This is a genomic window from Stenotrophomonas sp. MMGLT7 (genome assembly GCF_021168555.1).
Taxonomy (GTDB): Bacteria; Pseudomonadota; Gammaproteobacteria; order Xanthomonadales; family Xanthomonadaceae; genus MMGLT7.
In genome coordinates, this window is record NZ_JAJOZS010000005.1 from 198,178 (window position 1) to 210,796 (window position 12,619).

Genomic DNA, 12,619 nt, shown 5'->3' on the forward strand with positions numbered 1-12,619 from the left:
CGACCCCACCGCGGCCCGAGGCGCGAAGCGGACCGGAAGGTGGTCGCCGGTCTATGTCGCCGGCGGCGCGATGCGGTATCGCGGAGGTGTGGCGTCCATCAGGTTCTCCACGAAGTAGTCCCACAGGCGGCGCATGAAGTAGACGTCGTTGCGGAAGAATTCGTGATCCTGGTTCGGCAGGTAAAGCAGGTCGTAGTCCTTGTTCGCCCGGGTCAGGGCACGCGCTAGCTGCAGTGTCAGCGCCGGCATGGCGTGCTCGTCGAGGTCGCCATAGGCCAGCATCAGCTTGCCGGCCAGGCGATCGGCAAGCTCGCTGTTGTCGAGTGGCGCGAAGAGTGCCGGAACCGCGTCGGCGTCCGGCCGCACTGCGTGGCCGTCCGCGTAGACCGGACGGCCTCCGACAAGTCGGTCCATGCCGTGGATCGCGCCGCCATACATGCCCTGGAAACCATGGCTTCCCGCCGAGGACACGCCCACCTTGTAGAAATCGGGGTGCAGCAGCAGTGCACGGGTGGAACTGTAGCCGCCGAACGAGTGGCCGTAGATGCCCACCCGTCCAAGATCCATTCCCGTGTAGCGATCGGCCAGCTGGCGGATTGCGGCGACATGGTCGTCGAGCTGGGTATCCGAAGCGGTGAGAAAGCTGCTGTCGTGGAATGCCTTCGATCGCCCGGGTGTGCCGCGTGCGTCGATCGTGACGACGACGAATCCGAGTTGAGCCAGGCTCGAGCGCGAAACCGGGTTGGCCGTCGCCGTTGCATCGAGATAGCCGACCGGGGCATTGGTGACATGCGGTCCGCCGTACATCGCGTCGATGACCGGATGGCGGCCGTCCGGCCTGTAGTCCGGCGGCAGGTAGACGGTGGCATGGATATCGGTCGTGCCGTCGGCCGCCTTGATCCGCTCACGTCGCGGGGCGAGCCAGCCCGCTTCCCGCAGGGCCGTCACATCGGCACGTTCGAGTTCGAGCAGCACCTGCCCGTCACGGGTCGAACGCAGCACGCTAACCGGTGGCTGGTCCACGGTCGAATAGCTGTCGATCACGTACCGGGCCGAAGGTGAAAGCTGGCGGGACGGACGCCCACCCAGCAGCACTCCGGCGCCGCCGTCGATGGCGTGGTCGGCGGACTCGGGGGTGAGGAGAACGGGGGCGCCGCCATCCAGGGAAATGCGGTAAAGCCGGCGCTCGTAGGGATCGCCGGGTTCGCGTCCGCCTGCAGTGAAGAACAGCTGCCGCCTGTGTTCGTCGACACCGACGACATCGCGTACCAGCCAGGAGCCGGACGTCAGTCTGCGCAAGATGCGGCCATCGCGGCGATCGAGCAGATAGAGGTGGCCCCAGCCGTCGCGCTCGGAAAACCATACGATCTCGTCGCTGCTGCGGAGCACGTGTACCGCAGGGCGATTGTAGGTGTAGGAGTTGAGCTGGACGCGGGTGTCGGATCGTTCTTCGAGGATCGTGCGGACCGTACCGGCGCGCAGGTCGATCTCGACCAGGCGCAGGCGTGCCGGCCGGTCGTAGCGGACGATGGCGGTATAGACCTTGTCGGCGGATGCCGACCAGCCCAGCACGCCGGCTTCGGTCAGGCTGTTCCAGCCTTCGGGGATGTCGATCCGGCGCGTGCGCTCCGCTTCGACGTCGGTTACGAACCAGGCATCCCGGACTTGCTCGGCATCGCCCAGCAGCCCCAGGCGCACCTGGTGCACGACCGGGCGGAAGCCATCTTCCGGGGCGTTGGCCAGATACGGATACGGAGCCACTCGACGCTCGTCGTAGCGTACGCCGAACAGTCGCCGCCCATCCGGCGACCAGGACACCGCGAATGGCGGAATCTGCAGTCGGCCTTGTCGCCATGGAATGCCGCGCAACGCGAAATCAGGCAGTACGCCGTAGCCGTGCGACGGCTCACCGTCATGCGTCAACGGCCTTTCTTCCCGCGCGCCATCGGTGCGCAGTACCAGGTTGGCGTCCCGCACCGACACCGAGCGGGTGCCATCGGGTGCAGGCAGCGAGCGCCGATCCGGCGCAGGCGCCGGCGAGAGCCGGCATGTGTAGGCCGGCACATGGCAGTCGATCGCCGAGTCGCGATCTACGCGCAACCTGATACGCAGATTGGACTGCAGTGCCTGTTCCACCGATTCGACGCGTGTGGTGATCGGGGCGGGGTCGGCGGGTACCAGCCCTGCGATGGCCTCGGCCATCCGTGCGGCATCGAACAGCGGCTGGCGATTGGGTCCGGCAGGATCGACCAGGATGAACTCGGCGCCGGCACGCGTCTTGCGCTCGTACCAGAATCGGCCATCGGCCAGCCAATTCGGCGATATCGCGGCGTTGAGGACCCTGCCCCTGAGATTGAAGTCCAGCACGCGTTCGGCGCGGGCATAGGTATCCACCGTTGGTTCCGCATTCGCGAGCGCCGGCAAGAAGCCAACGGCAAGCAGGAACACCACAATGCGCAGCCGCATTCCTGCATGCCGCGTCGGCGCCGCATGCGGACCGGAGCGCCGAGAAGGGGAACATCCATGGACAGGGCGGGCGACAGCGACAGCCTGATGTGGGGGCATGCGGGCTTCTCCGGTGCAGGTTGGGAACGCGGGTTGGATTCCCAGTATTGCTCCGCTGCCACGCTCACACGTCGCCGTCCGCGCTCCAGCCCTCGCCGCTGCCGCGCTGGAACAAGCAGTCCGCGTCCAGCACGGTGCCGGCCGGCAGGTGCGCCTGCTCGGCCAGGCCGGCGTAGATCGGCGCGAAGTCGGGCGCGGTGGCGGCCATCAGCTGCTCGAAGCCGTCGATGACGAAGTAGGTCTTCTGGTAGCTGTCGATGCGGTAGCGGGTGCGCATGATCCGCTCCAGGTCGAAGCCGATGCGGTTGGGTGCGGCCGACTCCAGCGCATGCAGTGACTCGCCGCGGGACGAGACGATGCCGGCGCCGTAGATGCGCAAGCCCGCCGGCGTGTCGACCAGGCCGAATTCCACCGTGTACCAGTACAGCCGGCTCAGGTGCGCCAGCGCTTCCGGGCCGATGCCGTGCGCCTTCACGCCGCCGCGGCCGTAGGCCTGCATGTAGTCGGCGAACAGCGGGTTCATCAGCAGCGGCACGTGGCCGAACAGGTCGTGGAACAGGTCCGGCTCGGCGATGTAGTCGATCTGCTCGGGGCGGCGGATCCACCAGGTCACCGGGAAGCGGCGGTGCGCCAGGTGCTCGAAGAAGTCCAGCTCCGGCAGCAGCCCCTGCACGCCGATCAGGGTCCAGCCGGTGGCCGCGCCCAGCACCTCGTTGAGCTGGTCGAAGCGCGGGATGGAGTGCGGGCTCATGCCCATCTCGTCCTGCGCCTGCAGGAACTCGTCGCAGGCGCGGCCCACCAGCAGTTCGCGCTGGCGCTGGTACAGCGCGCCCCAGGTGGCATGGTCGTCGGCGCCGTAGCGCTCCCATGGCTGCTCGAGCACGGCGGTGGTGTAGACCGGCACGTAGCCCTTGTCGGTGTGCTGGTGTTCGACGCTGTGCGGCGTGGCCTGCATGGCACGGCTCCTGTGGGGCGATCCGTCGATGCTAGCGGCAGCGTCGCGCAACAGGCTTGCGAATATTGCGTCGATAGCGGGTATTGACGCAATCTTGTTGCATCGATTGCTGTTGCGGGGCAACACATGGCCGGGAACATCGCGCTCGACCGCACGGATCTGCGCCTGCTTGCGCTGCTGCAGCGGCAGGGCCGCGCCAGCAATGCCGACATCGCCGCGCAGGTGCGGCTGTCGCCCTCGGCCTGCCTGCGGCGGATCCAGCGGCTGGAGGCCAACGGCGTCATCGGCGGCTATGGCGCGCGGGTGGTACCGCAGGCGGTGGGGCTGGGACTGCAGGCGTTCGTGCGGGTGCAGCTGGAGAAGCACGGCCAGGCCGGCATCGCCCATTTCGCCGCCGCGGTGCAGGAATGGGACGAGGTGGTGGCCTGCCACGCCCTGACCGGCGACATGGACTACCTGCTGCACGTGATGGTGCGCGACCTGGAGCACTTCTCTGCGTTCCTGCTGGACCGCCTGCTCAATGCCGCCGGCGTGGCCGACGTCAATTCCAGCTTCGTGCTGCGCACGGTCAAGGCCGACGCCGGCATCCCGCTGTCGCCGGTGCCGCCGGCATGAGCGGCGCGCCGCCGCGCATCGTGCCCGCGCGCCGGGAAAGGCATCTGCTGGCCTGGACCGTGGCGGCGGCGCTGCTGGCATCGGGGTGCATCGCGCGCGATCGCCTGACCTGGCTGATGGAAGTGATCTGGGTGATCGCGGCACTGCCGCTGCTGGCGTGGCGCTGGCAGCGGTTCCCGCTGACGCGGCTGCTGTGCTGGCTGCTGGCCCTGCACGCGCTGGTGCTGATCCACGGCGGCACCTACACCTATGCGCAGACCCCGGCCGGCTTCTGGCTGCGCGACCTGCTGGGCACCGAGCGCAACCCGTGGGACCGCGTCGGCCACCTGATGCAGGGCTTCGTGCCGGCGATCCTGGCGCGCGAGCTGCTGCTGCGCTGTACGCCGCTGCGCCGCGGCGGCTGGCTGGTCTACCTGGTGCTGGCCGCGTGCCTGAGCTTCTCGGCGTTCTTCGAGCTGCTGGAGTGGTGGGCGGCGCTGGCGTGGGGCGCCGATGCCGATGCCTTCCTGGCCACCCAGGGCGACGCGTGGGACACGCAGTGGGACATGTTCCTGTGCCTGTGCGGGGCGATCGCCTCGCTGCTGCTGTTCTCGCGCCTGCACGACCGCCAGCTGGGAACTGCCGGAACCTGAGCGGCGGCGGCGCTGGTACAGTGGCGCCCCCGGGAACCCTGCGGCGGTGGAAACCGCCCGGGTTCCCCGCAGCCAGCCGATGCCGCCCACCGGCGCCATGCCAGCGCAACGCCTCACACCCGTTCGCCGACACGACAGGACTGCCCGATGACCCGATCCCCTCTGCTCCCGACCGCCCTGGCCGCCGCCATGGTCCTCGCCCTGGCCGGCTGCAAGCCGCAGCCGGCAAGCCCGCCCGCCGATTCCCGGGCCGCCGCGCCGGCGCCGGCCGCTGCCGAGGCCCGCGCGCCCGAGGTGCAGCGCCGGCAACTGGCGCGCGGGCTGTACGAACTGGCCTACAGCCCGTCGCAGGATGCGCTGTTCGTGGCCTCTTCCGGCGGCTTCGGCCCGGATGCGGCGCCGTCGCGGGTGCTGCGGCTGGATCCGCGCACGCTCGAGGTCCAGGCCGAGATCCCGCTCGAGCGCAAGGCCTTCGGCGTGGTGCTCGACGACGCTGGCGGCCGCCTGTACGTCGGCAACACCGTGGACACTTCGGTCACCGTGGTGGACATCGCCGCCAACGAGGCGGTCGGGCTGGTCCAGCTCGAAGCCAAGACCAGGGGCGCGGACGGCCAGGAACGCTACGCGCACGACCTGCGCGAGCTGGTGGTGGACCCGGCGGGCCGGCGCCTGTACGTCACCGGCCACTCCGAGCAGGGCAGCGTGCTGTTCGTGGTCGATACCGACGCGCTGAAGGTGGTGTCGACCGTCGAGGGCCTGGGCAAGGCCAAGGCACCGGGCCTGTTCCTGGATGCGGCGGGCAAGCGCGTGTTCACCTCCAACCTGCTGGGCGAGGTGGTGGTGGTCGATACCGACACGCTGGCGGTGTCGCAGCGCCACCGCACCGGCATCGAGCAGCCGATGAACCTGGCCTACGACCCGGCCGGCAAGCGCCTGTTCGTCACCGACCAGGGCCTGGCGATGATCCGCGACTACCAGGCCAAGTCGATCCCGGGCTTCCAGTCGCGCAACCCCGGCAACCGCATCGTCGTGCTCGACGCCGACAGCGGCCGCGAACTGCACAGCATCGCGACCGAGGCCGGCCCGCTGGCGATCCGCTTCGACGCCCCGCGCAAGCGCCTGTACGTCACCCATCGCGAGGCCGGCAAGGTCACCGTCCACGACAGCGACGACTACCGCCTGCTGCACAGCATCGACCTGCCCACCCATCCCAACAGCCTGGCGTTGGACGAGCAGCGCAACGTGCTCTACGCGAGCATCAAGAACGGCGAGGCGGACCCGGAGAGCGCCGAGGAGAGCGTGGCGCGGATCGCGCTGTAGGGCGCGTCATGCATTGCCGGGCACGGGGTCCGCGGGGGCGTAGCCCAGGCGAGGGCAAGCGCGGCACCCGGGCGCCATGGCCGATCCGGATGCAGCCTGCGGCCGAGCCGGGGCTGCCCGCGCCCGGCACGCCCCGCTTGGGAGTCGACGGCGCCGACGACGAGGAAGCGGGCGTCAATGAGATGAACCGTCTCCTTCTCCCGCTTGCGGGGCGAGGCACCGTTGAGGTGGAAGGTGCCCGCAGGGTGGATGGTGCTTGCCGGGAGCATGGGAAGGCCCCGGCGGAAGGGCCCCCATCCGGCGCTGCGCCCCCTTCCGCGCAAGCGCCAGGAGGGAACGCGCCTGTCCCCGTCTCGCGATGAAGAGGGAGGACTTACCGCGGCCCGGACGCCGCGTGCATCGGCCGCACGGTGCCGGCCCACTGCCGGAACGTCGGCCGCATCCCCCGCGCCACGCCGGTCACTGTGCCGGCGCGGCGGTGCAGTCGCCCTCGCGCCGCATCAGCTTGCTCAGCCGCGAGCGCTTCTCCAGGCAGCCCTGTTGCGCGGCGGCGGCGGCCTGCTCCTGCGCGGCACGCGCGGCCGCGGCGCGCTGGGCCTGCAGCTGGCCGATCTTCTGGCGGATCTGCGGCATCGCCGCCAGCGCAGCGCGCTCGCCTTCCAGGATCGCGGTGTTGCGCTGGGTGAAATCGGCCGCGCCGATGTCCAGCACCTTGGGCCGGATCACCACGTCGGCACGCTCCAGCTCGGCCTTGCCCAGGCGCTGGCCCATGATCGCGATCGACTGGTTGACGGTGCCGAACAGGCCGCCCGGGGTGCTGCCGCTGGCCCTGTTGGAGATGTCCACGGCGATGACGAACTCGGCGCCGAGCTGGCGCGCCGCGTCTACCGGCACCGGGCTGACCACGCCGCCGTCGACGTAGTGGTACTGGCCGATGGCCACCGGCTCGAACACGCCGGGGACGCTGCTTGAGGCGCGTACCGCCTGGCCGGCGTTGCCGCGCACGAACACCGTGCGCTCGCCGTCCTCCAGCCGCGTGGCCACCGCGGCGAACGGCCGCCCGAGCTTCTCGATCGGGCGGTTGCCCAACTGCTGGTTGACGTAGTCCTGCAGCTTCTGCCCCTGCACCAGCCCGCCGGAGAACAGCCGCACGTCGCGGATGCTGGCCTGGTCCAGCGCCACCGCCTTCTCCTGCATGGCGAACGCATCCATGCCGCTGGCGTACAGCGCGCCGACCACGCTGCCGGCGCTGGTACCGGACACCACCACCGGCTCGAAGCCGTTGGCCTCCAGCATCTTGATCACGCCGATGTGGGCGAAGCCCTTGGCGGCACCGCCGCCGAGGGCGATGCCGATGCGCACCGGCTTGGCCTCCGGCGCCGCCGCTGGGCCGGCCACCGGCGGCGCCGGAGGGCGGACATTGTCGCCACCGCAGGCGGCCAGCAAGCCGAGCAGGGCAAGGGGCAGCAGCAGGCGCGGGCGCAGCGGTTTCATCGACTAAGGTCAGGTCGGGAGAGGGCGCAAGCATACCCGCCCCCGGCACAATCCCGGAGCAACGGCGGCGCGGCCGCCTGCGTGCCGTCCGTGCGTCATCGCCGCGGCCCGGCAGGCTAGCCCCGCGATCCCGGCGACTCGCGATCCCGGCGCCGGCGCGACCCGATGTTCCGCGCATCGGAACCGCGCCGGTCGGCGGCGTGGAGCCGACCGGCGGCACGGCATTGCGCCGCCATCGCGCCCCGCTCCGCATCGCGCTCATGACGCGAACGGATAACCATATTCCCGTTGCTTATCGGCGATCCTTTGACATCGTTGTCGTGCCCGGGCGTCATATGCGCTGCTCGGTTGCGGCCGTATCGCGGTCCAGCGGTTCCTCCCCCTCTCCCCCCGATCAGGACCGGCGCCCAGGCGCCGGCTGGTATGCGCGAATGACGTCCAGGCTGTCCGTTTCCCTCCTCTCCGCCGCCCTCGCCGCGGGCCTGCCGGCTGCCGCCGTGGCCGCCGACCCGCCGGTCTCCACCCTCGATGCGCTGGTGGTCACCGGCAACCGCGGCCAGCCGCGCACGGTGACCGACAGTCCGGCGCCGATCGACGTGATCTCCGCCGAGCAGCTGTCGCGGCTGGCCGCCGGCGCGCCGCTGCGCGACGTGCTGAGCCAGCTGGTGCCGTCCTACCAGAGCATGTCCGCCGGCAGCTCGTCGTGGAGCAGCGTCGCCCGCCCGGCCGGCCTGCGCGGCCTGTCCGGCGGCCACGTACTGGTGCTGGTCAACGGCAAGCGCCGCCACAACAGCTCGCTGGTGGACCTGAACACCGGCAACGTCGCCAACGGCGTCAACGCGGTGGACCTGGACCTGATCCCGGTCAGCGCGATCGGCCACATCGAGATCCTGCGCGACGGCGCCGCCGCGCAGTACGGTTCGGACGCCATCGCCGGGGTCATCAACGTCATCCTCAAGTCCGACGCCGAAGGCGGGCAGCTGAGCCTGCAGGGCGGCGCGCGCTATCCGTGGAGCTACCGCGACGGCAGCCGCACCCGCAACGACGGCGAAACCGTGCAGCTCGGCCTCAGCCACGGCTTCGGCCTCGGCGATGGCGGTTCGAGCACCTGGTCGATGGACTACAAGAGCCAGCAGTCGGCCTCGCGCGGCATCCGCTCCACCAGCACCTTCTATGCCGCCGGCGATCCGCGCGAGGCCACGGTCGACAAGCGCGTCTATGCCGGCGGCCTGCCCAAGCTGTGGCAGTTCGGCCTGGCGCAGAACACCGTGCTCCCGCTCGGCGACGGCCTGGATTTCTACAGCAACGGCACCTTCGCCTGGCGCCATGCCGAGGTCGGCCAGGCCGGACGCCTGCCCAACTCGAGCAACAACCTGGTCGAGGTCTACCCGGACGGCTTCACCCCCTGGTACGCGATGGACGAGTACGACTACCAGCTCACCGGCGGCCTGCGCGGGCTGTGGGGCGAGTGGGACTGGGACCTGAGCACCAGCTTCGGCCGCAACCACGTCGACCACGGCTCGGAGCATTCGCTCAACGCCTCGCTGGGCAGCGCCAGCCCGACCCGCTTCGACACCTTCACCTCGATCTCCGACCTGTGGGTGACCAACCTCGACCTGACCCGCGCGGTGCAGCTGGCCGGGCGGCCGCTGCAGATCTCCGCCGGCCTGGAGCATCGCTACGAGGCCTTCCGCACCCGCGCCGGCGACCTGGCCGCCTATGCCGACGGCGGCTACGTCTATTCCGGCGGCAGCCTGGCCGGCCAGCCCGCGGCGGTCGGCGCGCAGGGCGCGATCATCGTCACCCCCGAGGACGAGGCCGACCTGCACCGCAACGACCTGGCCGCGTACGCCGACTTCTCCTGGGACCTGAGCGAGCGCTGGGTGCTGGGTGCGGCCGGCCGCTTCGAGCACTACGACGACAGCGCCGGCAACGTCGCCAGCGGCAAGCTGACCAGCAAGTTCGCCTTCACCCCGTGGCTGTCGCTGCGCGGCACGGTCAGCAACGGCTTCCGCGCGCCATCGCTGTCGCAGATGGGCTTCGGCCAGTCGTCCACCGCCTACGCCAACATCGACGGCGCCTACACCGCGATCCAGTCCAAGACCGTCTCCTCCAGCAGCGCGCTGGCGCGTGCCCTCGGCGGCCAGGACCTGGAGCCGGAGAAATCGACCAACTACAGCCTGGGCCTGGTACTGACCCCGGCCGACGACCTGTCGCTGACAGTGGACGCATACCGGATCGCGCTGCGCGACCGGGTCATGCTGACCGGCTACCTGTCCGGCAGCGGCGTGGACGCGATCCTGGCCGCCAACGGCTTCTCCACCGACCAGTACGTGCGCTACTTCGCCAATGCGCTGGATACGCGCACCACCGGCGTGGACGTGGTCGGCACCTGGCGCCAGCGCAGCGCGGGCCTGGGCCAGTTCGACTGGAGCGTGGGCTACAACTGGAACAAGACCGAGATCACCGGCATCGCCGCCAACCCGCCGGCGCTGGCCGACCTGGGCCTGACCCTGTTCAACCGGCAGATGCAGCGCTACGTCACCGACGGCACCCCGCACAACAAGCTCGCGCTGGCGCTGAACTGGCGCTACGGCCGCTTCGACGTCAATCTGCGCCAGACCCGCTACGGCAGCTTCGTCAATCCCGGCACCAGCGCCGCCTACGACGAACGCTACGGCGGCAAGTGGATCACCGACCTGGACCTGGGCTACCGGCTGACGCCCAGGGTCGCGCTGGCGATCGGCGCCAACAACCTGTTCGACCGCTATCCCGACGCGCTGCAGGCCACCAACACGATCGGCTCGGCGCCCTATGCCTCGAACTCGCCGTTCGGCGTCTATGGCGGCTACTACTATGCGCGAGTGACGGTGGACCTGTAGCCCCCTACGAAACGAGACCCGGCCGATGAAGCGATTGCTGCTGCTGTTGCTGTGCCTGTGCCCGGCCATGCCGCTGGCCGCCGCCAACGACACCGGTGCGTCCGTGCCCGGCCGCGGACAGGTGCTGTGGGACCGCTACGGCGTGCCGCACGTCTATGCCAGGGACGAGGCGGGGCTGTTCTACGGCTTCGGCTGGAGCCAGGCCCGCAGCCACGGCGACCTGCTGCTGCGGGTGTACGGCGAGGCGCGCGGCCGCGCCGCAGAGTACTGGGGCGGGAAGTACGAGGCGCAGGACCGCTGGCTGCTGAGCAACGACGTGTACGAGCGCGCGCGGCAGTGGTACCGGCAGCAGCCGGCGCAGTTCCGCGCCGACCTGGACGCTTTCGCCCAGGGCATCAACGACTACGCCGCGCGGCACCCGCGCGAGATCGGCGCCGAGGTCCGGGTGGTGCTGCCGGTCAGCGCCGTGGACGTGGTCGCGCACGCGCACCGGCTGATGAACTTCACCTACGTGGTCTCGCCCAACAAGGTGTTCCAGGGTTCGACCGGCAGTGCGGCCAGCAGCGCGGCCGGCGCCTCCAACGGCTGGGCGGTGATGCCCTCGCGCACCCGCGACGGCCACGCCATGCTGCTGGCCAACCCGCACCTGAGCTGGACCGAGGGCGTGTTCCGCTACTACGAGGCGCACCTAGTGGCGCCGGGCGTGGACATCTACGGCGCCACCCAGGTCGGGCTGCCGGTGATGCGCTTCGCCTTCAATCCCGACCTGGGCTACACGCACACGGTCAACACCATGCTCGGCTACACCAACTACGCGCTGGAACTGGCCGACGGCGGCTACCGCTTCGACGGCAAGATGCTGCCGTTCCACAGCCGCAGCGTGCGCTACCGCGTGCGCCAGGCCGACGGTAGCGTGCAGGACAAGCTGCTGCAGATCCGCAGCAGCGTGCAGGGCACGGTGTTCACTCGCGACGACGGCAGGACCGTGGCCCTGCGCGTGGCCGGGCTGGACCGCCCCGGCGCGCTGCTGCAGTACTGGAAGATGAGCACCGCGCGCGACTTCGCCGGCTTCCAGCAGGCGCTGCGGATGATGCAGGTGCCGATGTTCAACATCGTCTATGCCGACCGCGCCGGCCACGCGATGTTCCTGGACAACGGCCTGCTGCCGAAGCATCCCGATGGCGACCTGGACCACTGGCGCGGGCTGGTGCCGGGCGACACCTCGGCCACGCTGTGGACCGAGCTGCACGGCTACGACGACCTGCCCAAGGTGATCGACCCGCCCGGCGGCTTCGTGCAGAACGCCAACGACCCGCCATGGAACTCGACCTGGCCGGCGCAGCTGCACGCCTCCGACTTCCCGGCCTACGTGGCCGCGCCCGGCCCGTACTCGCTGCGCGCGCAGACCTCGCTGGCGCTGCTGCGCGAGCATCCGCAGCTGGATTTCGAGCAACTGGTCCGGCTCAAGACCACCACCCGCTCGCGCCTGGCCGATCGCGTGCTCGGGCAACTGCTGCCGGCCGCGGCCGCCGATACGCGCCCGCTGGTGCGGCAGGCCGGGCAGGTGCTGGCGCGCTGGGACCGCGACAGCCTGCCCGACAGCCGCGGCGCGCTGCTGTTCGAGCGCTGGGCGCTGCACTTCGCCGGCCCCACCTTCTCCGGCCAGGGCCACTACGCGCGCAAGTGGAGCGCGGACGATCCGCAGGCCACCCCGGCCGGGATCGCCGACGTGGCGGGTGCGCTGGACATGCTCGAACAGGCCGCGCAGGAGACCGTGCAGCGCTACGGCAGCCTGGACCGTCCGTTCGGCGAGGTCTCGCGCTTCCGCATCGGCGAGGTGGACGTGCCGGGCAGCGGCGGCTTCGGCAACACCGGCGCGTTCCACGTCATCACGTGGGGCGAGCCGGGCGACGACGGCGTGCGCACCCCGCGGCACGGCGAGACCTGGGTATCGATGGTGGAGTTCTCCACCCCGCTCAAGGCCGTGGGCCTGCTGAGCTACGGCAATTCCACCCAGCCCGGCAGCGCGCACGCCGGCGACCAGCTGCCGCTGCTGTCGCGCCGGCAGTACCGCACCCTGTGGCTGAGCCGCGACCAGGTGGAAGCGAACCTGGAAGCCACCGACACCCTGCCCTGATGCCCGAGGACCACTGCGC

Annotated in this window: 8 protein-coding genes; 5 read left to right on the forward strand and 3 right to left on the reverse strand. The window is 70.5% G+C overall.

The features are described from left to right. Positions 1-51: 51 nt before the first annotated feature. Entirely contained in the window at positions 52-2,466 is a 2,415-nt protein-coding gene (locus LRX76_RS09010) for a DPP IV N-terminal domain-containing protein (protein ID WP_231804258.1), read from the reverse strand. Between the two features lie 163 nt (positions 2,467-2,629). After that, positions 2,630-3,520 carry a phenylalanine 4-monooxygenase gene (gene phhA / locus LRX76_RS09015; RefSeq protein ID WP_231804260.1) on the reverse strand — a complete coding sequence of 297 codons (891 nt, stop codon included), beginning with the start codon at positions 3,518-3,520 and terminating at the stop codon, positions 2,630-2,632. A 126-nt stretch (positions 3,521-3,646) separates the two neighbouring features. Between phhA and LRX76_RS09020 the strand changes: the two genes are divergently transcribed. From LRX76_RS09020 to LRX76_RS09030, 3 genes are all read left to right on the forward strand, one after another. After that, positions 3,647-4,135: an Lrp/AsnC family transcriptional regulator gene (locus LRX76_RS09020; protein ID WP_231804262.1), complete on the forward strand. Its 489-nt coding sequence runs from the start codon at positions 3,647-3,649 to the stop codon at positions 4,133-4,135. Then, positions 4,132-4,767, forward strand: coding sequence for a DUF2238 domain-containing protein (locus LRX76_RS09025; protein ID WP_231804264.1), 636 nt, complete (start codon positions 4,132-4,134; stop codon positions 4,765-4,767). The genes LRX76_RS09020 and LRX76_RS09025 overlap by 4 nt, the downstream gene beginning before the upstream one ends. 147 nt (positions 4,768-4,914) lie before the next feature. Beyond that, positions 4,915-6,087 (forward strand): YncE family protein, encoded by a 1,173-nt coding sequence (locus tag LRX76_RS09030; protein WP_231804266.1) that lies wholly within the window; start codon positions 4,915-4,917, stop codon positions 6,085-6,087. A gap of 459 nt (positions 6,088-6,546) precedes the next feature. On the opposite strand, the gene LRX76_RS09035 is transcribed toward LRX76_RS09030, so the two are convergent. Further along, positions 6,547-7,581, reverse strand: a complete 1,035-nt coding sequence (locus LRX76_RS09035; protein WP_231804268.1) for a patatin-like phospholipase family protein — start codon at positions 7,579-7,581, stop codon at positions 6,547-6,549. Positions 7,582-8,012: 431 nt separating this feature from the next. Between LRX76_RS09035 and LRX76_RS09040 the strand changes: the two genes are divergently transcribed. Then, positions 8,013-10,463: a TonB-dependent receptor gene (locus LRX76_RS09040; RefSeq protein WP_231804270.1), complete on the forward strand. Its 2,451-nt coding sequence runs from the start codon at positions 8,013-8,015 to the stop codon at positions 10,461-10,463. A gap of 25 nt (positions 10,464-10,488) precedes the next feature. Next, on the forward strand, positions 10,489-12,600 hold the full coding sequence (locus LRX76_RS09045) for a penicillin acylase family protein (RefSeq protein ID WP_231804272.1): 2,112 nt from the start codon (positions 10,489-10,491) through the stop codon (positions 12,598-12,600). The last annotated feature ends 19 nt before the right edge of the window (positions 12,601-12,619 follow it).